Source organism: Vibrio sp. ES.051, from assembly GCF_002563795.1.
Classification (GTDB): domain Bacteria; phylum Pseudomonadota; class Gammaproteobacteria; order Enterobacterales; family Vibrionaceae; genus Vibrio.
Genome location: NZ_PDJL01000004.1, coordinates 868,057 through 889,616 on the forward strand (window position 1 = coordinate 868,057; position 21,560 = coordinate 889,616).

A 21,560-nucleotide genomic window follows, 5' to 3' on the forward strand; every position below is an offset into this window, starting at 1 on the left:
TTCATCAACGCGCAAGGAGGATGTTCAGTCTCTTTTTGTTCATGCAATATGAGATCGTAATTCATCACGATAGCGTTGAATATGCTCAACGATCGGTGTGGCTTTATTGAACTTGCGGATTTCGCGGAATAAATCCTTTGCTTCTGGATACGCTTGGCGCAGGTATGAAAACCACTGTTTAACGCGGTTTGGATAATACAGGCCTTTGTCACCTTTCATCTCAAATTGAGAATAGTAAATCAGCAATTCGACAACCTCTGACCAAGGCATTGGTTGGTGGTTGTGCTTCACCATGTTACCTAAGTTAGGAATGTTGAATGCCCCGCGACAAACCATCAAAGAATCAGCACCGGTTGTTTCAATACAACGTTGACCATCAACGTAATTCCAAATCTCACCATTAGCGACTAACGGAATGGAAAAACGCTGACGAATGTGGTTGATGTAATCCCATTTAATCTCCGACGCTTTATAACCACCTTGCTTGGTACGCGCATGAACCGTTAATTCATTTGCTCCCGCTGATTGAATCGCGTCGACAATTTCAAAGCAATCTTCCGGATTTTCCCAGCCTAAACGAATCTTTGCCGTCACCGGAATATCATCAGGGACCGCCTCTCTGCACGCTTTAACTACTTGATGAATCAGCTCTGGATGTTGCAGCAGCGCAGCGCCACCTTTGCTTTTATTGACCATTTTGGCTGGACAGCCGAAGTTTATATCAATGCCTCTGGCGCCTAAATTGGCAGCTTTAATGGCGTTTTCTGCCATCCAGTTGGGCTCTTGTCCCAACAATTGAACATGTACAGGCACACCGGATAGAGTTTGAGAGCCTTGCAATAACTCTGGGCATAAACGGTGAAACACGTGGTCTGGCAATAATTGGTCGATCACCCGCACAAATTCCGTTACACACAGATCATAGTCGTTTATTTCGGTCAGGATTTGGCGCATCAAATGATCTAGAACGCCTTCCATTGGGCCTAATACAACTCGCATAGCTTGCCTAATACAGTTTGGTGGTCAAAAGGAGGGCGATTGTAGCGATGTAAGCTAAGTTTGTCATTAAAAGACTCGGTTGTTAAACCTTCCGTCATCTAGCATCTTCTTAATGCTGGGGTATAATGCCGCCAAATATATGGGGAACCTAAAACGTCATGCAATACACACTAATTGAGAAAGGTGAAGTTCAGTTCGATGAATCTCCCTTATTTATTGAAGGCGCGGTTTTAGCCGCTAACTTGACCACTAAGCCCATGGCTCCTGAAACGTGGTTAGAGCCACTACTAGGAGAGCGCTTCAAAGCCATTCAACCAGTGGTTGAAGCGCAAATCCATACACAACACAACCGAATTCAACGCAATGAATATTCACTATTAGAGTTGACTGGGAAAGAGCCAGAGCAACTCGCGGATTTTGCGGAAGGATTTATGTCGGTTTGGCCGATGATTGAAGAGCAATGGCAGGATGCTGAGCTTAATGATGGCTTGCAACGCATGTTACAGGCGCTACTCACAACGTTGATGTTAGCCATCGATGAAGCCTCTACTCAACAACAGATGCGTGATGCGGGCATAGAAATCCCACCGTCGCTTAATGATTTAGTCGACCAATTGGATTTAATGGTCAGTGAAGTCGCTTTGGGAGCGGATGAGTTAATGGTCGGTAACAAGGCTCAAAGCTTAAATCCATTCAAAGGCATTGGCCGTAATGAAGCTTGCCCATGTGAGAGCGGTAAAAAGTTCAAGTATTGCTGTGGCAAGTCACACTGATAAAGACTTATCTCATCCCCCTAATTTAAAAGCCGACCGAGTGGTCGGCTTTTTTCAATTAACGAATTGGGTTCTTGCGTTTTGCAGGGAAGAATTGAGCAATTACGATTAATGCTAAAGCGATGAGATTACCTGCAAAAATGACGACTAACCATTGTGGCATCGACAAATCAAAGAACTGCCATACTACTTTTGAGCAGTCACCATAAGCTTCAAACATCCAAGGAACCCATTGATTGAGTGGTGCCCAATTAGGAAAAACCACAAATAGGTCGCAGGTAGCAAAAGGCGATGGATTAAATTGGTAATCAACGTGCTGCTGAGCAAGAAGTAACCCTTTATAAGCGCTGAGTCCCCAAACAACTAAGCCTAACCAACGGAAAAGAGGATTAGTTGGCGCGACCAGTCCAATGATTGCGGCCACGCCAACTCCGAGCATGGCGATACGCTCGTAGATACACATCACGCATGGTGCCAGCATCATTACATGTTGGAAATAAAGTGCACACGCTTCAAAGATAATAATGAATAGAAGTAGCAGTAGCCACGATAAGCGTCCCTTCGAAAACTGGTTAAGTGAATTTAAAATAGTCACGGTTTCGTTCCTGTCTGAAATAGAAAAAGCTCTGAATACTCAGAGCTTTTTATCGTGTATAAGTTTCCTTATCAACTCAATTTTAGTGGCCGACTGACGCTCCGGGAGTCAGATCACCACTGTGAGGTAGAATCCAGCCTGCATCATAGAATGAAGCTGTGGCTGGCTCTAGGAAGAACATAATGCCCATCAAGCCAACAATCGCAAGCACGACGGTGTAAGGCAATGCCATGATGACCATTCGGCCGTAAGAGAGTCGAATCAATGGAGCCAAAGCCGATGTTAGTAGGAACAAGAAGGCGGCTTGACCATTTGGAGTGGCAACTGAAGGTAGGTTTGTACCTGTATTGATTGCGACGGCCAGCAAGTCGAACTGTTCGCGTGTGATTACGCCTTCAATCAGCGCGGTTTTCACTTCGTTGATGTAAACAGTACCGACAAAAACGTTGTCGGAAATCATCGATAACAAGCCGTTAGCGATATAGAAAAGAGCAAGCTGAGTCCCCTTATCTTCAACGGCCAGTACCGCATCGATAACAGGCTTGAACAACTCTTGGTCAATGATGACGGCGACAACCGAGAAGAAAACAGCGAGCAGTGCTGTGAAAGGCAGGGCTTCTTCAAACGCTTTCCCCATTGAATGCTCTTCAATTACGCCAGTAAAGGAAGTGGCCAGGATGATCACCGAAAGACCAATTAAGCCAACGGCAGCTAAATGTAAGGCTAAAGCAGCAATTAACCATACTGCGATAAGGCCCTGAACCCATAGCTTAGCAACATCTTGATTCGTACGTGTTTTACGCTCTTCACGGTCAAAGTCGACCAGAATTTTACGAACGTTATTAGGCAGTCTTGCACCGTAACCAAAGACCTTAAGTTTTTCGACCAGCGCACAAGTGATTAGGCCACAGAAAAAGACGGGTAGAGCGACCGGAGACATACGGATTAAAAACTCACCAAATAACCAGCCCGCTTGGTCTGCGATAATCAAGTTTTGCGGCTCACCAACCATGGTTGTTACGCCACCTAGTGCCGTACCCACACCAGCATGCATTAGTAACGAGCGTAAGAAAGCTCGGTAGTATTCTAAATCGTCTCGTGTTAGCTCTGTGATAGTGTCATCTTGAGTATGGTCGTGGTCACCAATTGGGTTACCTGAAGCGACTTTATGGTATATCGAGTAAAAACCAATAGCCACACTGATAACGACCGCGATCACGGTTAACGCATCTAAGAAAGCCGATAAAAACGCTGCAGCAAAACAGAATGCTAGAGATAACAAGGTTTTAGAGCGAATGCCAAGCAGGATCTTGGTAAAGATAAACAGCAAAAGCTGTTTCATAAAATAGATCCCCGCCACCATGAACACCAAGAGTAATAATACTTCGATATTGGCTACTAATTCATGTTTAACCTGTGCAGGACTGGTCATGCCAATAGCAATGGCTTCAATGGCAAGTAAACCACCCGGTTGTAATGGGTAGCATTTTAACGCCATAGCAAGTGTGAAAATAAATTCAGCGACCAGCAACCACCCAGCAATAAATGGGTCAATTAGGAAGAAAACAATTGGGTTAATTATTAAGAAGGCAATAATGGCAACTTTGTACCAATCAGGTGCTTTACCAAGGAAATTCTTGATGAAAGCATTTCCGAGCGATATCGGCATGATAATTCTCTTTATAACAAAATTATGATTAGACACTACAATAGTGCTTAAGTATCTGTTTATTAGACTTATTGGTTAGTCTTTTAAAACAATAACTTAGTAAAACAACAATCCTTTGCCTATTGTAGTCTTGCCAAGTTACTTCCCCTGAACTTAAGCACCGCTCATTTTCGACCGCAGACTCTACACTCAGGCATTCATTAGTCAATAACAATACGTGATGTTATTGACTAAGAGTACTTTTTAAATGTAATAACGCGATCAAAACGGTGTAACTATATCATGAAAGGTTTAAAAAAATCCTCTTGGATTGTAAATGACACTCAGTGATGAGAAAAGGTAAATTAAGAAAGAATATTAACCGTCAATTACAAATTAACTTTTCATATTTTGAATATAAAATTGTGACGCAGTAATCTTTATTTCGCCTCAACTTGTGGGCTGTTTAATTCGCATAAAATGTGGATTTTATCGGTTTGGACTCAACGAAAAAGCACTCTAATTTATTGTGGAGTTTAGAGTGATAACTCTATACTGAAGGGTCGTTTCAATTATTGATCGTAAGTTTTCTCAAATCGTTAACTAGTGGTATGATGAGTAATATCGATCCTCATAAATCAAGATTGGATAAAAAGTAGAATGGTCATAAAGGCGAAAAGCCCTGCGGGATTCGCAGAAAAATATATTATCGAGAGCATTTGGAACGGCCGTTTTCCTCCGGGCTCAATTTTACCTGCTGAGCGCGAGCTGTCCGAACTGATAGGTGTAACTCGAACGACTTTACGAGAGGTTCTGCAACGATTAGCACGTGATGGATGGTTAACTATCCAACACGGGAAACCGACGAAAGTTAACCAGTTTATGGAGACTTCAGGCCTGCATATCTTAGATACTTTGATGACATTGGACGTAGATAACGCCACAAATATTGTTGAAGATTTGCTTGCGGCACGTACTAATATTAGTCCTATCTTTATGCGTTATGCATTTAAAGTAAATAAGGAAAGTTCTGAGCGCACCATCAAAAATGTAATCGAGTCTTGTGAAGCTTTGATGAATGCCAGCTCTTGGGATGAATTTATCGCTTCTTCCCCTTATGCCGACAAAGTTGTGCAGAGTGTGAAAGAAGATAACGAAAAAGACGAAACGAAGCGTCAAGAAATTTTGATTGCTAAAACGTTCAACTTTTACGACTACATGTTGTTCCAGCGTCTTGCATTCCATTCTGGTAACCAAATTTATGGGTTGATCTTTAATGGATTGAAAAAGCTGTATGATCGCGTCGGTAGCTACTACTTCTCAAATCCGGCTTCTCGTGAACTAGCCCTGAACTTTTACCGTCAGCTACTAGAAACTTGTGAAAATGGTCAACGTGAACAGCTACCTATTGTGATTCGTCATTATGGTATTGAAAGTGCGCAGATCTGGAACGAGATGAAAAAACAGTTGCCGACTAATTTCACCGAAGATGATAGCTAAGCGCTAAGAAGCGCACGATACTTAAAAACCGCAGGCGATAAACCTGCGGTTTTTTTATTAAGTAGAGTTTATGTGTAAATGCCTCACTGAACGACTTCCTACGTAGGATTGAAAATTTCTATCCTACGACTGAGAGTCTGGGGAGTGGCAGATATAAAGCCTCAACGGTATCAGAGAGAACATGGTCGTAGGTATTGAAAATAGTGAGCGATAAATCAGATGTAATCCGATAAAGCTCTGCTTCCGTTATATTGGCATTCTTTTCATTTACGTAGTCATCCAATACTTGTATGGCGCGCATCGCAACTGGCGAGGCGATATTTAATGGGGCAATCATCGCTAATTGGTTCAGCTTACGTGTCATGACCGATGCATAGTGTTTAAATCGCGCCCTTCCTCCTTGCTCACTTAGGTCTTGGATGCAGATACGAAGCTGAGTGAGAGTTTCTAAGCTATCTATGATGTATTGCCAGTTCATATGATACTCATCATGTAACTCATCTCGTTGTTCTTCGGTCAACCACGCTATTGTAGTTTCATCCATTAAGAATAAGCAGTGACGAATTAACCGGCCATGTTCCATTTGGTTACGGGCAACGCTACTGCCTTGCCATTTTTCGAGTAATTTACCGACTTTTATCTGCAGCACGCGATACATGGGTTTATTTTCAAAGCGTGAGGTTTCAACTAGGAGGTGTAGCTTCTTGGTGAGAGCTCGGTGCAGTTTGTGTAGTTCTTGCTCGTTATTTTGTTGAAAATAAATCGAGTAGTGCGTTGCTGCGCGGTGGCGTCGCAGCAGGTGAACAACATCACGTAATAAGGTGAGTAGTTGATACTTGCGAATATGTTGCTGTTCCCGCTTGAAGGACAGGTGATATATGCTCACTAAAATAGCGATAGACAGTAAAGATGAAATCAAAACAAACATAACCAACTCCTTGTTAGTATTTGGGAGTATCAAACAAGAGTTAGCAGTTTTGATGCCAAATTAAAATTCATTTAAAAATATGGACTTATGTTTTTAAATGAATAAGTTTGTGTATTCATGGTGCAACAGTTCACCAATCCTGTGAATTTGACCAAAAAAAATCCCCACGGAGTCTCGCGGGGATTTTCGGATTGGGTAGTAAAGTAACGAGTTACATGACGCGCATACCTGGTTGAGCGCCTTCGTGCGGCTCTAGGATCCATAGGTCAGTGCCACCAGGACCAGCGGCTAGGATCATGCCTTCAGACATACCAAACTTCATTTTACGAGGTTTCAAGTTCGCAACCATAACTGTTAGCTTGCCTTCTAGTTCTTCCGGTTTGTATGCCGATTTAATGCCAGAGAATACTTGGCGTGTTTCGCCACCGATATCCAGTTGAAATTTCAGTAGTTTGTTTGCTTTTGGTACTTCTTCACAAGAAATAATGCGAGCGATACGCATGTCTACTTGAGCAAAAGTATCAAACTCAATCTCATCAGAGATTGGATCTTTATCTAGCTCAGTTTGGCTAGCCTCGTTCTTTTCTGCTTCCGCTTTCTCTTTTGCTGCCATTTCAACTGCGGCATCTTCTTTAGAAGCCTCGACCATTGCTTCAACCCTCTTCGGATCAATACGGTTGAATAGTGCTTTAAACTTAGTGATTTCGTGGCTTGTTAGTGGCTGAGTCATGCCGTCCCAAGTTAGCTCTTGGTTTAGGAATGCTTCTGTACGTGCAGCGAGTGCTGGCATCACTGGTTTTAGGTAGGTCATCAGAACGCGGAAAAGGTTGATACCCACAGAGCAGATCTCTTGAAGTTCCTGATCTTTGCCTTCTACTTTGGCGATTACCCAAGGCGCTTTTTCGTCAACGTATTGGTTTGCTTTGTCGGCTAATGCAGTAATTTCACGGATCGCACGACTAAACTCACGACTTTCGTAAAGCTCTGCGATGTGCTCTGCGGCGGCGACGAACTCTTTGTATAGTTCAGGTTCTGCAAAGTTGTCAGACAGTTTGCCGTCAAAGCGTTTAGCGATAAAGCCAGCATTACGAGAGGCGAGGTTAACGATTTTGTTGACGACGTCAGCGTTCACACGTTGCGTGAAATCTTCAAGGTTAAGGTCGAGATCATCAATGCGGCTATTAAGTTTCGCTGCGTAGTAGTAGCGGAGACACTCTGGATCTAGGTGTTCTAGGTAAGTACTTGCTTTTACGAATGTGCCCTTAGACTTAGACATTTTCGCGCCGTTAACCGTGACGTAGCCGTGAACGAAGATGTTGTTTGGCTGACGGAAACCTGACCCTTGAAGCATTGCTGGCCAGAATAGGCTATGGAAGTAAACGATGTCTTTACCGATGAAATGGTAAAGCTCAGCCGAGCTGTCTTTTTTCCAGTATTCGTTGAAGTCGAGGTCGTCACGCTTGTCACATAGGTTTTTGAATGAACCCATATAGCCGATCGGTGCGTCTAACCATACGTAGAAAAACTTATCTTTTTCGCCTGGGATCTCAAAGCCAAAGTATGGCGCATCACGTGAAATATCCCATTGTTGCAGACCCGATTCGAACCACTCTTGCATCTTGTTCGCGGTTTCATTTTGTAGAGAGCCAGAGCGAGTCCACGCCTTTAACATGCTTTCAAACTGAGGGAGGTCGAAGAAGAAGTGCTCGGAATCTTTCATTACCGGAGTTGCACCAGAAACCGCAGATTTAGGATTGATCAGTTCGGTTGGACTGTAAGCCTCACCACATGCGTCACAATTATCGCCATATTGATCTTCTGATTTACATTTTGGACAAGTGCCTTTTACGAAACGGTCCGGTAAGAACATCTTTTTCTCAGGATCAAACAACTGAGAAATGGTGCGGCTAGAAATAAAGCCGTTTTTCTTTAGCTCTAAGTAGATATGCGAAGCCAGCTCACGATTTTCTTCTGAATGTGTGCTGTGGTAGTTATCAAAGCTGATATCAAAGCCTGCAAAGTCTTTTTGGTGCTCTTCGCTGACTGCGGCAATCATTTCCTCAGGAGTAATACCCATCTGTTGCGCTTTAAGCATGATTGGCGTGCCGTGAGCATCGTCAGCACAGATGAAGTTTACAGTGTTACCGCGTAGGCGTTGGTAACGAACCCAAATGTCCGCTTGGATATGCTCAAGCATATGACCAAGGTGGATCGAACCGTTAGCGTACGGAAGGGCACAAGTTACCAGCATTTTTCTTGAAGAAAGAATTCTTGGATCGTTTGCCATACTTAATATTCGCTTTTCTTGATAGGTATAAAAATTTTGATGGATAATACTACCCCATGCATTCACTAACTCCAAGATGTCAAACTGCGTAATGGCTTAGTTTTTTTAGGGTTCTGGTTAAGGCGGGACGGTGTTAGCATGGCACTTTAAAAGGAGGACTTATGCATCAGTTCACTTCAAAACAAGATTTTTGTGATTGGTTTAACCAATACCAGCATCCACAATTGGTGGAAAACTGGGCTGATATTCACGATGTCATCGCAATTACAGCGCAAGGTGAGGTAGAGGTAACATTGCCCTTTGCAAGTAATGGGCTTCAGTACGAATTACGCGACTGGATCAGACATCAGCAAACTGTAGGCACAGTGCCGGAGTTTCCATGCCATATTGGTCTTGGCGTTAAAGCATTAGAAACACAAGTGGACAACCCAGTAAAAGGTGTGAAAAATATCATCGCCGTAAGTTCGGCAAAAGGCGGGGTCGGTAAATCAACCACAGCGGTCAACCTAGCGTTGGCGATTGCTCAATCTGGCGCGAAAGTCGGCTTGCTTGATGCCGATATCTATGGTCCTTCCGTACCGATGATGCTGGGTCAAGAGGATGCGAAACCCGAGGTTCGAGACGGAAAATGGATGAAGCCAGTTTTTGCTCACGGGATCTATACTCATTCTATTGGTTACTTGGTTGATAAATCGGAAGCGGCAATTTGGCGAGGTCCAATGGCTTCAAAAGCGTTGTCGCAATTACTAACTGAAACCGATTGGCCCGATTTGGATTACTTAGTTATCGATATGCCGCCAGGTACCGGTGATATTCAGTTGACCTTGTCTCAGCAGATTCCAGTAACCGGAAGTGTGTTGGTCACGACACCGCAAGACCTTGCTTTAGCCGATGCAAGAAAAGGCGCGGCGATGTTTAACAAGGTTCATGTTCCAGTTATCGGTGTTGTGGAAAATATGAGTTACCACATCTGTAGTCAATGCGGTGCGAAAGAACATATTTTTGGTATGGGTGGCGCAGAAAAAATGTCACAAGAATTTGGCTTAGCATTATTAGGTCAAATTCCATTGCATATTTCTATGCGAGAAGACATTGATACGGGGATACCAACAGTAGCAAGACGGCCAGAAAGCGAACATGCCGGTTATTATAAGCAACTTGCTGACCGTGTATGTAGCACGATGTTTTGGCAAGGCAAAGCCAAACCAGAGGCAATTAGTTTTACAATGGTGAACTAAGTTTACTATGCCAATTGGGTGATGATTGCACATTTTAACGTTTGCTTGGAGATTAACCCTCTGAGCAGGCAGAAACTTACGACTAAACCCTAATTCCAGCTAGTAACTAAGGGGGGAACTCCCTATAATCACGCAGTTTATCTTTTTATGTGACTAGAAAATCATCATCGGGTGCAAACTAATGTCTGATAATAATCAATGCGTCATCGTCGGTATTGCTGGCGCTTCAGCTTCTGGAAAAAGTCTGATCGCAAGCACTATTTATAATGAGCTTCGCGAGAAAGTAGGCGATCATCAAATCGGTGTCATCACGGAAGATTGTTACTACAACGACCAAAGCCACCTAAGCATGGAAGAGCGAGTAAAGGCGAACTACGACCACCCGAGTGCGTTAGATCACGATCTACTGTGTGAGCACCTTGAAAAACTGGGGCGTGGTGAAGCGGTAAAGGTACCGGAGTACAGCTACACTGAGCATACAAGAACAAACAATACGACAATAATGACCCCTAAAAAGGTAATCATTTTAGAAGGTATTCTTCTTCTTACTGACCCTCGCCTTCGTGATTTGATGCATGCGACGATATTTATGGATACGCCACTCGATATCTGTCTTCTTCGACGGGTTAAACGTGATGTTGAGGAGCGAGGTCGTACAATGGAATCTGTTCTTAAGCAATACCAGCAAACCGTACGTCCGATGTTCATGCAGTTTATTGAACCTTCTAAACAATATGCGGACATCATTGTGCCTCGTGGTGGTAAAAACCGTATTGCGATTGATGTACTAAAAGCTCACATTGCAAAACTTTTGAAAGCTTAAGTTTTTAGAAGGCTATATTGCTTTATTTTTATGTTAAGAAGTGGCACGGTAAGTGTCACTTCTTTTTTTTGTTTTTAAATTAGTCAGTTGCAAGGAAAAACCGGACGTTTTTCACGTTTTTGTGGAACTGTCAGCGGTAAATCTAGCCTGCGGTTATAATTGTAAAAACACTCGAGCAAGGAAAAACAAATGAAGAAACTGCTCTTAATTCTAGCAATACCGATTGTGGTCATTTTGGTCGCAATTTTAGCGTTAACTATCTTCGTCAATCCGAACCAGTTTAAGCCCCTTATTGTTGAACAAGCGCAAAAGCAAACAGGGTTAGAACTGGTGATTGAAGGAGATATCAGCTGGCAATTTTTCCCATCGATCGGCTTTGAGCTGGGACATACAGAATTGCGAAACCCTCAAGGCTTTAGTAAACCCAACTTATTCAAAGTTGATACGGTTGGTATTGATATTTCCGTTATGCCACTTCTCAGTCAGCAGCTTGAAATTGGTAATGTCACGCTGGATGGTGCAGAGTTCTATATCGAAACCAAGAAAGATGGCAGCAAGAATATTGATGCATTGACGAAAGCGCAAACACAACAAGCAGAGCAAGCGAGCGATATTGCACCTACGCAAAATAGTGAAACGCAGCCTTCTGGCTCAGATTGGAGCATTAATCTTGCTGGTGTTACGGTTTCTAACGGCTCATTAGAAGTTCAGGACAAGCAAGCCGGAAGTTACACCAAGCTTTACGACATCTCATTAAACCTTTCCGAATTCGCTTTTGACAACTGGACAACGGCTGATTTTGGTGTGAAGGGCGAAATGAACGACCAAAAGTTCACCGCGAAAGGTCAGGCAGACTTTAAGCTAGAAAAAGGTTTGGCAAACTACGCGCTAAAGAACATCAACTTTGATGCGACATACTCAGACCCTGCCAATAAGATTGAATCGGCAACGTTCGGTTTAGAGACGTTTGAATTCGATAAAGTAAATAACCTGACGTATGCCATGAAGGGCGACGCTGGTGGTATGAAGTTAGATATGCAGGGTGCTGGTCAACTTAGCGTGGACAAGGCTATCAGCAAAGTGCAGTTGGATAAGTTAACTCTTAAATCGACTTTTGAGGGTGATGCTTTACCTCAATCACCGATGAAAGTCGACATGGTGTCTGATCTGTCTTTCGACCTAACGAAAAGTCATCTGAGCTTTGTCCTAGAGAAATTAACAGCGAATGCTATCGCCTTAGATGGTAAGGCCGATGTGACACTTGGTGATATTCCTAAAGTACGCTTTGCTCTCCATAGCCCAAATATCGATCTTGATGAATTCTTAGGATTAGATCCGCAAGCTTCTGAAGGTAACAAGCCAGCTTCTGGTGGTGAAAGTGGCCCTGCCGGGCCAGAGGTTGAACCTGATTTATCTGCGTTGAAAACGTTAGATGTAAAGGGTGATACTACCATCGACAAATTCAAAGCGGCAAATGCGAAGATGGAAGCGGTAAAAACGAGCTTCACTGTAAATCGTGGCGTATTTGAGCTTACTTCATTTAGTTCGAAGCTGTACCAAGGCTCAATCTCAGCGACAGCGAAGTTAGATGCACGCAAGTCACCAGCGACTTACAGTGTGAAAAAGTCAATCAAAGGCGTGAAAGTTCAACCGCTACTTATTGATGTCGCTGATAACGATAAGCTTGAAGGGACGGGTAACATTGATGTGAATGTTACAGGTAAGAGTCTAACGCCTACCGGTATCAAGAAGAATCTTTCTGGTACGGTTGTTATCAATTTTGCTGACGGTGCGGTGAATGGCATCAACGTTGCTCAGTTGATTCGTGAAAACTACGCGAAATTTAAAGGGCAAAAAGTCGAAAGCACAAATGAAGCTAAGAAAACAGACTTTAGTGCGATGACGGCGACATTGAAGCTCAACAAAGGTGTCGTATCAACGGATAATATGCAAGCTCAGTCTCCATTGCTACGTGTTCGTGGTAAAGGCACCGCAAACTACATCAATGAAACTGTCGACTTTACCATCAGCACATCAGTCGTAGGTAGCCTAGAAGGCCAAGGCGGTAAAGATATTGATGAGTTGAAAGACATTACTATTCCGATCAATGTGTCTGGTCAGTGGGCGGATCCTAAATTCAAACTGGTATTCGATGATGTTCTGAAACAGAAAGCTCAGAAAGAAATTGATCGTGGTGTAGAGAAGCTAACGGACAAGATCAAAGATGAAAAAACCAAAGAAGCAGTCGATGGTTTGATAAAGAATTTATTCAATTAGATTCGAGCCAAAGCAAAAAGGGTTGGCATTAGCCAACCCTTTTTTAATTCTGCTGGTGAGCTTTACCAGTCGACACCTTTCAGCGCTTTGACGCCTGATTCAAATGCATGCTTTACATTCTTCACTTCAGAAACGGTATCGGCCATTTCAATCAGGGTGCGATGTGCGCCACGACCAGTAATGATAACCGACTGCATTTTAGGGCGGTTATTCAGCGCTTCAACGACCTCATCTAAGTCAATGTAGCCGTAGCTCACCATGTACGTCAACTCGTCAAAAAGAACCACATCGATAGATTCATCTTTGAGCATGCGCTTACATTCTTGCCATACGCCTTGCGCTGCTTCGGTATCAGCGGCTTTGTTTTGCGTTTCCCACGTAAAGCCGGTTGCCATTACTTGGAACTCAACGCCGAGTTGCTCAAGTAGGTTGCGCTCACCGTTGTCCCATGTACCTTTAATAAACTGAGCGACTGAACATTTTAAACCGTGTCCTACCGCACGCGCGATAGTACCAAAGCCCGACGTCGATTTACCCTTACCATTACCAGTAATAATAAGCAGTAAACCTTTCTCTTCTTGAGCAGCAGCAATTTTTGCGTCTACCTGTTCTTTGACTTTTTGTTGGCGAGCTTTATGGCGTGCTTCTTTATTTTCTTCGATAGACATAATATTTTCTCAATTCCTTTTCGTGCTGTGCCCAAGCTGATTTGGGTTCATTGATTTATCTCGCTATGATAGACCAACATATCGTGAAGAAAAACCACCGATAATTCAGGGAATAAAATGAAGAAAATACTTGTTGTTTGTATGGGAAACATTTGTCGGTCTCCAACCGGAGAGGCCGTGTTAAGAGCGAAAGCTCAAGATTTGGGTGTTGCCGTGGAGGTTGAGTCGGCAGGTACGATTGGCTACCACGCAGGAAACCCACCGGATTCAAGGGCGATGGCGGCAGGAAAGCAGCGAGGTTACTCTTTTAAAGGAATGCGTGCGCGTCAAGTTACCATTAATGACTTTGAAAAGTTTGACTTTATCTTAGCCGCGGACAAAGCGAATTTAGCTGATTTACTGGATATTTGTCCGTTGGAGTACCGACACAAGGTATCGCTATTTTTAAGTCATTCTGGGTCAAATAACGATGAAGTCCCAGACCCATATTACGGTGGAGAAGATGGCTTTGAATTGGTGCTTGATTTAATTGAAGAGGCATCAGAAGCGATTTTGAAGAAGCTATAATCGTGTGGTTTGAAGACAATAGAAAAAGGGATGAGCTTAGCTCATCCCTTTATGTCTGTATTAACCCGCGAGAAGGTCGGTTGCGACTTTGTAGCTTGGGTCTTCCTTCACATTGATTTCAACCAAGCTGCCAGCTTTATCTAGAAGCTTGCGGCAATCTGGGCTTAGGTGACGAAGGTGTAGCGTTTTACCTTGAGAGTTGTAACGTTCTGCTAGTGTTTCAATCGCTTCAATTGCAGAGTGATCAGTCACGCGCGAGTCCGCGAAGTCCACAATCACATCTTTTGGATCGTCATGAGCATTGAACAATTCAAGGAAGTTTGCTGCAGACCCGAAGAAAATAGGACCATGAATCTTATACTCTTTAGAGTCTTCTTCATTTAAGCATGTGTCTGCGTAGATGTGCTTCGCATGTTGCCATGCAAACATCAGTGCCGAAACGATAACACCGATCGCTACTGCAACGGCGAGGTCAGTAAGAACCGTGACAACCGTCACTAACAAGATAACGAAGAAGTCTTGCTTTGGTACGCGTCGCGCGAGTTTAAATGTTGCCCACTCAAAAGTGCCAATCACCACCATGAACATCACACCAACGAGTGCTGCTAGTGGGATCATCTCAATCAGTGATGAAGCAAACAGGATAAAAACCAACAGGGCACTTGCAGCAATGATACCAGATAGACGACCACGACCACCGGAGTTAACGTTGATCATTGATTGGCCAATCATCGCACAGCCGCCCATTGCACCAAATACAGAACACGTCATGTTTGCCATACCTTGACCGACACATTCACGGTTAGATTGGCCACGAGTGTTCGTCATCTCATCCAACACTGTCAGAGTCAGCAATGACTCAATTAAGCCAATGGCCGCGAGAATGATCGCGTAAGGCAAAATGATTTGTAGAGTTTCTAGCGTAAATGGTACCGCCGGAATAGAGAAGGTTGGCAGTGAACCTGCGAGTGTTGCCGCTTCATCACCAGACATTGTACGCAGGAAGTCAACGACGGTACGAGTGTCTAGATCTAAGCCTACCACAAGCGCAGTTACGGTGACGATCGCCACGAGAGACGAGGGTACCGCTGTCGTGATTTTGGGTAGAAAGTGAATGATTGCCATGGTTAGCGCAACCAAACCAAGCATTAGCAGCATTTGGTTTTGTGGTAGCCAAGTAAGCATGCCGTTGACGTCTGGCGCTTTAAACTGACCCAATTGAGCTAGGAAGATAACAATAGCCAGACCGTTTACAAAACCGATCATCACAGGGTGAGGTACGATACGGATGAACTTACCCAATTTAAACATACCAGCGGCAATTTGAAGAATACCAGCGAGCATGATGGCTGCGAATAGGTACTGGACACCGTGAGTCGCGACAAGCGAAACCATTACGACTGCCATGGCACCTGTTGCACCTGATATCATACCAGGGCGGCCACCAAAGATAGAGGTGATAAGGCCAACGATGAATGCTGCGTACAGACCAACCATAGGGTCTACACCAGCAACGAACGCAAATGCGACAGCTTCAGGAACTAATGCGAGCGCTACCGTTAAGCCTGACAGCACGTCGTTTTTTACAGAGTGCTTAGAAAATTGCGGAAATTCGAACATGTTTGTTTTTAGTTCTCTTTAAAATGAGTTGATCCCGACACATACTCGTATTTGCGCAAGTTACTGGGTGATTGAGTTTTGATCAATTATCGCAGTGTAAACCGTAGTAATAAAAGAGCGGCATCAGGAAGGTGTCGAAAAATTAAGTCGGCGCATGCTACCGAAAAGTGTGACTAAGTTCAAGAATGATGCGAGAAATGACACACCTATGTGAACAGTCATTGATATAAACAATCAATAAAAAGGGCTGCCGATATGGCAGCCCTTTTTCCGTTGTTGCATTCTCGCTGCAATGAGCGTTGACTTAGTTAAAGTCTGGCTTTGTCATTTCTGAAGAAGCACGGTTTTTTGCAGCTTGGCTACCCGCACCTTTTGGCTGGTATCGCTCAGCTTTGAAAGGGGCCGCGGAAACCTCGATCTCTTTCATTTCTTGAGAGCCTGGCGCTTTTGTCATAGGTGCGCTGGCACTAAGTTTGGCTGCTGCTACCTTAATCACTTTTGCTTTCGCGTCTTCAGCTTTTGTTGGAGCTTCGGTTGCTATTGGTTCAACCTTAGGCTCTTCAACTATTGTCTCAATGATCGGCTCTTGAACTGGAGTTTCGTCTACCGCTGTATCTGCCGTTTCAGCAATCGGAGTCTCAACTACTTGAACGGTTGGTTCAACCGTTGTTTGTTCGGCTGTAACCGAATCAGCAACGGCTGTTTCAACGACAGGGGCTTCTACATTTTCAGCCTTATCTTGCGTTGTTTTAGCGCTAACAGGCGTTTCTGATGCAATAGGTTGACCGTGACGGATAATCACTTTCCCCATTGCCATCTCTGGACAAGCAAAGCCACCTTGGATGGCTGTTACCGCCGTTACAACTTCTTCCTGTGTACGTTCTTCTTTCTTAGGTGCTGACTTTGGAGTGTAACGTGGCATTACTTTCCCCATCGCCATTTCTGGAGAGGCTACTCCACCTTTACGCAGACGGAATGGGTTAGGGCGACGATCGCGACCTCTGCGTCGACGTTGACCACTTGCACGCAGATGACGAGGAGAACGACGGTTACGGCGCTGTTTCGACTCTGGCTGCTTGTTGTCTTGTTGCGCTTCAGTTGCGGCTTCTGACGGCTTCTCAACTTTTGACGGCTTCTCAATTTTCGCTTCAACCACTTCTGCGACCGGATTTTCTTCCGCGATATACTCTTCAGCCTGCTGATCTTTAATACGGACAGATTTGTTTAATTTGCGACGTTGACGGCGCTCTTTCACTTTCTCTGTTTTCGCATTTTGTTTCGGCTTATTCTCTTCTGGCTTCGTCTCAGAACGAGCTTCAGCTGCAAGTTGTAGGCCTTTTTCCGCTACTTTGTCGTTCGCTTTTGGCTCTTGAGCTTTTTCAGCTTGTTGAGCTTTCGGTTTACGCTTCTGGTTACGGTTTTGCTGCTTGTTATTTGGTTGTTGAGCTTCACTTTGTTCATTGGCTTGCTCATCACGAGGCTTACGACGACGTCTGTTATCACGATTATCGCGTTGATTATTATTTCGGCGGCGATCGTTACGGTCACGTTTGTTGTCGTGATTTGGTTTTTTCTCTTCTTGAGGTTTCGGCTCTTCTTGTACTTCTTCAGAGCCATTAGATAGGAAGCTACCAAGTGCTTTAAACAAACGGCTGAACAGTCCAGGTTGCTCTTCTTGTTCAACTTTCTTTTCTTGTTTCTGCTTTTTCACTTCTGGAGCTGGTTTAGCTACAGGAGCAGGAGCTGTTTGAGTTGGTGCTGCAAAGCCTTTAAGAACAGGTTCTTCAAGTCGTTTAGGTTTTACATCAACCTCAACGGGCTCTTTACCTTCCGCTTCTTTCATTGCTTCCAGTTTCTTAGGAAGTAGATAAGAAATCAGATCAAACTCTTCACCTTCACGAACGCGGATTACTTCAAAGTGCGGTGTTTCCATATCAGAGTTAGGAACTACGGTGATCTTCACTTCTTGAATACGTTCGATGTGGTTAACCGAGCGGCGCTTTTCGTTCAATAGGTAGGAAGCGATGGGCACTGGTACAACGGCTAATACTTGTGCTGTATTGTCTTTTAACGCCTCTTCTTCAATCAGGCGAAGGACAGAAAGCGCTAACGATTCGTTATCACGAACAACACCAGTACCGCTACAGCGAGGACAAATATGGTGGCTTGCTTCTGCTAGAGAAGGGCTTAAACGTTGGCGAGACATTTCTAGCAGACCGAAGCGAGAAATACGACCGATCTGTACACGAGCTCTATCTAAACGAACAGCTTCGCGTAGGCGGTTTTCTACTTCACGTTGGTGACGAATTGGTGTCATATCGATAAAGTCGATAACCACCAGACCACCGAGATCACGTAGACGCAATTGTCGGGCGATCTCGTCTGCTGCTTCTAGGTTTGTGTTTAGCGCTGTCTCTTCGATATCGCCACCCTTTGTGGCACGAGCAGAGTTGATATCGATAGAAGTTAACGCTTCTGTTGGGTCGATAACAATAGAACCACCAGACGGCAGGCGCACTTCACGTTGAAAAGCCGATTCAATTTGGCTTTCGATTTGGTAGTGGCTGAACAGTGGTACTTCACCTTCGTATTTCTTAATGCGGCTAACAAAATCAGGGCGAACTAGTTGAATGTGCTCTTTCGCACGTTCATAGATAGTGTTGCTATCGATAAGAATTTCGCCAATATCACGGCGTAGGTAGTCACGAATAGCACGAACGATAACGTTACTTTCTTGGTGGATTAAAAATGGAGCAGGGTTCGAGTCTGCTGCGCCTTTGATTGCTCCCCAATGGTTAAGTAGTACGTTTAGGTCCCACTCAAGCTCTTCTGCACTCTTACCTACGCCAGCAGTACGGACAATCAGGCCCATGCCTTGTGGCAGCTCCAAAGTGCTTAGCGCCGCTTTTAGTTGCGTACGCTCATCACCCTCGATACGGCGAGAGATACCGCCAGCTCGAGGATTATTAGGCATAAGAACAAGGTAACTACCAGCAAGAGAAATGAAAGTAGTCAGAGCAGCGCCCTTGCTACCACGTTCCTCTTTTTCCACTTGAACGATGACTTCTTGGCCTTCGGTCAGCACTTCTTTAATGCTTGGACGACCTTGGTAGGTGTAACCTTCAGGGAAATATTCGCGGGCAATTTCTTTAAGAGGGAGGAAACCGTGACGCTCAGCACCGTAATCAACAAATGCGGCTTCTAAGCTAGGTTCGATACGTGTGATACGTCCTTTGTAGATATTCGCTTTTTTAGATTCATGACCTGGACTCTCGATATCAAGATCGAAAAGTCGCTGGCCATCAACCAGAGCGACACGCAACTCTTCTTTTTGAGTTGCGTTAATTAACATTCTTTTCATTGAAAATTCTCGTTGTCTTTTCTTCTATGTCTTTCTGTCGATTTGCCACTGTTTTTCGCGCTTTCACGGTGCCTGATCCCATGGCTTATAATTTGCAGCCTCCCGGCTGGAAGGGGATGCTCTCGGGCACTTCAGTCATCACAAATCTTTTTAAGGTTTCTGTTGGAAACGTAGACTTGTGACCCGCTATTTGGGCGGTAAGTACTCAACGTGATTATGCGAGGAGTAGGGTGGCAAGAGTATTGAGTTCGATGTGTCTTACGCCAATGCTGCACTCGACCTTCAACGATCTACTCACATTGCTGAGGATAAATGATTGGTAATGAATAAAATGTAACCAAACCTTCCTTAGCAGCTGTGAACTATAGCAGTGCGTGTGGCTATCAGCAATCTGCTTTGACGCAAACGATAGAAAAATTGCCGTTAAATTCAAACTTCTAATTTATAACTGGCTGTTTCATAAGCAATTGAGAGGAAGGAACTGAGCAAGAGAGTAAGCAAATCGAGAACTTTATTGGGAGTTTTCATAAATTAAACAAAAGCTTGGCGAGGTTTAGAGCGTTTTGTTCACTCAAGTGTTTCTTTTGCTGTAAGAATAATGTGAACTCGCGCGAAATTGCGTTTACAATACCGACCATGAGCGAAATAAGAACAAAAGTCCAGTTCGTTGATATCGACGAAGATATGGCGGGGCAGCGCATCGATAATTTCTTGCGTAACCAATTAAAAGATATTCCTAAAAGCATGATTTACAGAATCGTGCGTAAGGGTGAAGTACGCGTAAATAAAAAGCGGATTAAAGCCGAGTACAAACTAAAAGCTGGTGATCTCGTGCGTATTCCACCTGTGACAGTCGAGAAAAAAGATGACGCCGTCGCACCAAGTACGAAACTCAATAAAGTCGCTGAGTTGGAAGATATGATCATCTTCGAAGATGATCATATGTTGATTCTAAACAAGCCGTCAGGCACCGCTGTGCATGGTGGTAGCGGCTTAAAGTTTGGCGCGATTGAAGCGCTCCGTGCGCTCCGGCCGCAGGCGCGTTTTCTTGAACTTGTGCATCGTATTGACCGCGATACTTCAGGCATCCTGCTGGTCGCTAAGAAGCGTTCTGCACTTCGTCACTTGCAAGCCCAGTTTCGTGAAAAGACAGTGAAAAAGTTTTACTTTGCTCTTGTCATGGGACAATGGAAAAGCAGTTGTAAGGTTGTCAATGCACCGCTGCTTAAAAACGAAGTGAACAGTATTGTTCGTGTTAACCCTAATGGTAAGCCGTCTGAAACGCGCTTTAAAGTTCTAGAAAAGTTTGAGCAAGCGACGCTGATCCAAGCCAGTCCAATTACTGGTCGCACTCACCAAATCCGAGTTCACACTCAATATGTGGGTCATCCAATTGCTTGGGATGACCGATATGGTGACCGTCGTTTTGATGCCTATACAGGCAAAGTGGGGCTTGACCGCTTGTTCTTGCATGCAGCGAATATCAAGTTTCAGCACCCTTCGAATGATGAGTGGATGGAAATCAATGCACCAATGGAACCGAAACTAGAAAAAGTGTTGGTGGGTTTAAGAAACGCGTAACCATGTTTCCCTCGCGGATACGAAAAGAGAACCTTTGGCTCCCTTTTCGTGTTTGGATTAAAGGACATCAAGCCCCTGAACACGCAGCATATCAATCAAATCAATCAGTGGTAGCCCGACAAGTGTATTCGGGTCTTTACCCACTAATTTGTTAAATAGACATATCCCCATTCCTTCGCTTTTAAAACTGCCTGCGCAGTAAAAAGGCGCTTCTTTATCAACATAGCGTTCAATCTGTTCGCGAGTTAGCTCTCGAAAGTGAACTTCAAAGGTATCAAAGCCGATTTCTGTATGGTTTGTAACGGTGTTATGTACCGCAAGGCCTGTATAGAAAGTGATGATTTTTCCACTTTGAGCCAGAAGTTGGTTTATCGCGTTAGCTCTGTTTAACGGTTTGCCAACGATTTCACCATCAATGACACAAACTTGGTCACTGCCGATGACTAAACTTGCTTTATCCGTTTGGCAAGAGATTGCTTTTTCTTTGGCCAGTCTTTGTACCAATTCAAGGGGGGCTTCCTGATTGAAAGGTGTTTCATCGCAATCCGGTGATAAACAAATGAACGGCAGTGAAAGCTTTTCAAGCAGTTGTTTACGAAAAGGGGAGGTTGAGGCTAAAACCAGTTGGTAATTTTTCATTTTGAATTACAATCCGTGAGAGCATTTCCGATAGGATAATCGATCAAAAATGATTC

16 protein-coding genes are annotated in these 21,560 nt (G+C 44.1%); 7 read left to right on the top strand and 9 right to left on the bottom strand.

The window, feature by feature from the left end; all coding sequences use genetic code 11:
- Positions 1-39 precede the first annotated feature (39 nt).
- Complete coding sequence (dusC, locus tag ATG66_RS10480; protein ID WP_098415240.1) at positions 40-999, bottom strand: tRNA dihydrouridine(16) synthase DusC; 960 nt, start codon at positions 997-999, stop codon at positions 40-42.
- A 158-nt stretch (positions 1,000-1,157) separates the two neighbouring features.
- On the opposite strand from dusC, the gene ATG66_RS10485 reads away from it, so the two are divergent.
- On the top strand, positions 1,158-1,772 hold the full coding sequence (locus tag ATG66_RS10485) for a YecA family protein (RefSeq protein WP_098415241.1): 615 nt from the start codon (positions 1,158-1,160) through the stop codon (positions 1,770-1,772).
- A gap of 58 nt (positions 1,773-1,830) precedes the next feature.
- On the opposite strand, the gene dsbB is transcribed toward ATG66_RS10485, so the two are convergent.
- A complete protein-coding gene (gene dsbB, locus ATG66_RS10490; protein WP_098415242.1) occupies positions 1,831-2,367 on the bottom strand; it encodes a disulfide bond formation protein DsbB in 537 nt (178 codons plus the stop codon).
- Positions 2,368-2,449: 82 nt separating this feature from the next.
- Positions 2,450-4,036, bottom strand: a complete 1,587-nt coding sequence (gene nhaB / locus ATG66_RS10495) for a Na(+)/H(+) antiporter NhaB (RefSeq protein ID WP_098415243.1) — start codon at positions 4,034-4,036, stop codon at positions 2,450-2,452.
- Between the two features lie 639 nt (positions 4,037-4,675).
- Between nhaB and fadR the strand changes: the two genes are divergently transcribed.
- Positions 4,676-5,515, top strand: coding sequence for a fatty acid metabolism transcriptional regulator FadR (gene fadR, locus ATG66_RS10500; RefSeq protein ID WP_098415244.1), 840 nt, complete (start codon positions 4,676-4,678; stop codon positions 5,513-5,515).
- Between the two features lie 118 nt (positions 5,516-5,633).
- Here fadR and ATG66_RS10505 read toward each other — a convergent pair whose 3' ends face one another.
- Both ATG66_RS10505 and metG read right to left on the bottom strand, forming a co-directional pair.
- Entirely contained in the window at positions 5,634-6,443 is an 810-nt protein-coding gene (locus ATG66_RS10505) for a hypothetical protein (protein ID WP_098415245.1), read from the bottom strand.
- Positions 6,444-6,654: 211 nt separating this feature from the next.
- Positions 6,655-8,730, bottom strand: a complete 2,076-nt coding sequence (gene metG / locus ATG66_RS10510) for a methionine--tRNA ligase (protein WP_098415246.1) — start codon at positions 8,728-8,730, stop codon at positions 6,655-6,657.
- 161 nt (positions 8,731-8,891) lie between these two features.
- Here metG and apbC point away from each other — a divergent pair, with 161 nt between their 5' ends.
- From apbC to ATG66_RS10525, 3 genes are all read left to right on the top strand, one after another.
- On the top strand, positions 8,892-9,968 hold the full coding sequence (gene apbC, locus ATG66_RS10515; protein WP_098415247.1) for an iron-sulfur cluster carrier protein ApbC: 1,077 nt from the start codon (positions 8,892-8,894) through the stop codon (positions 9,966-9,968).
- Between the two features lie 181 nt (positions 9,969-10,149).
- Positions 10,150-10,791, top strand: a complete 642-nt coding sequence (gene udk / locus ATG66_RS10520) for a uridine kinase (RefSeq protein ID WP_098415248.1) — start codon at positions 10,150-10,152, stop codon at positions 10,789-10,791.
- 189 nt (positions 10,792-10,980) lie between these two features.
- On the top strand, positions 10,981-13,068 hold the full coding sequence (locus tag ATG66_RS10525) for an AsmA family protein (protein WP_098415249.1): 2,088 nt from the start codon (positions 10,981-10,983) through the stop codon (positions 13,066-13,068).
- A gap of 62 nt (positions 13,069-13,130) precedes the next feature.
- Here ATG66_RS10525 and cobO read toward each other — a convergent pair whose 3' ends face one another.
- Positions 13,131-13,736: a cob(I)yrinic acid a,c-diamide adenosyltransferase gene (gene cobO, locus ATG66_RS10530; RefSeq protein ID WP_098415250.1), complete on the bottom strand. Its 606-nt coding sequence runs from the start codon at positions 13,734-13,736 to the stop codon at positions 13,131-13,133.
- A gap of 117 nt (positions 13,737-13,853) precedes the next feature.
- Between cobO and ATG66_RS10535 the strand changes: the two genes are divergently transcribed.
- The gene (locus tag ATG66_RS10535) at positions 13,854-14,303 is read left to right on the top strand and encodes a low molecular weight protein-tyrosine-phosphatase (RefSeq protein ID WP_098415251.1); all 450 of its coding nucleotides are present in this window, start codon (positions 13,854-13,856) and stop codon (positions 14,301-14,303) included.
- 60 nt (positions 14,304-14,363) lie between these two features.
- Here the strand turns inward: ATG66_RS10535 and ATG66_RS10540 are convergent, their stop codons facing one another.
- Both ATG66_RS10540 and rne read right to left on the bottom strand, forming a co-directional pair.
- Positions 14,364-15,923, bottom strand: coding sequence for a SulP family inorganic anion transporter (locus ATG66_RS10540; RefSeq protein ID WP_098415252.1), 1,560 nt, complete (start codon positions 15,921-15,923; stop codon positions 14,364-14,366).
- Positions 15,924-16,227: 304 nt separating this feature from the next.
- Positions 16,228-19,284 (bottom strand): ribonuclease E, encoded by a 3,057-nt coding sequence (gene rne, locus ATG66_RS10545; protein ID WP_098415253.1) that lies wholly within the window; start codon positions 19,282-19,284, stop codon positions 16,228-16,230.
- A 636-nt stretch (positions 19,285-19,920) separates the two neighbouring features.
- Between rne and rluC the strand changes: the two genes are divergently transcribed.
- Positions 19,921-20,865: a 23S rRNA pseudouridine(955/2504/2580) synthase RluC gene (rluC, locus tag ATG66_RS10550; protein WP_098415254.1), complete on the top strand. Its 945-nt coding sequence runs from the start codon at positions 19,921-19,923 to the stop codon at positions 20,863-20,865.
- A 57-nt stretch (positions 20,866-20,922) separates the two neighbouring features.
- On the opposite strand, the gene ATG66_RS10555 is transcribed toward rluC, so the two are convergent.
- A complete protein-coding gene (locus ATG66_RS10555; RefSeq protein WP_098415255.1) occupies positions 20,923-21,504 on the bottom strand; it encodes a Maf family protein in 582 nt (193 codons plus the stop codon).
- Between the last annotated feature and the right edge of the window lie 56 nt (positions 21,505-21,560).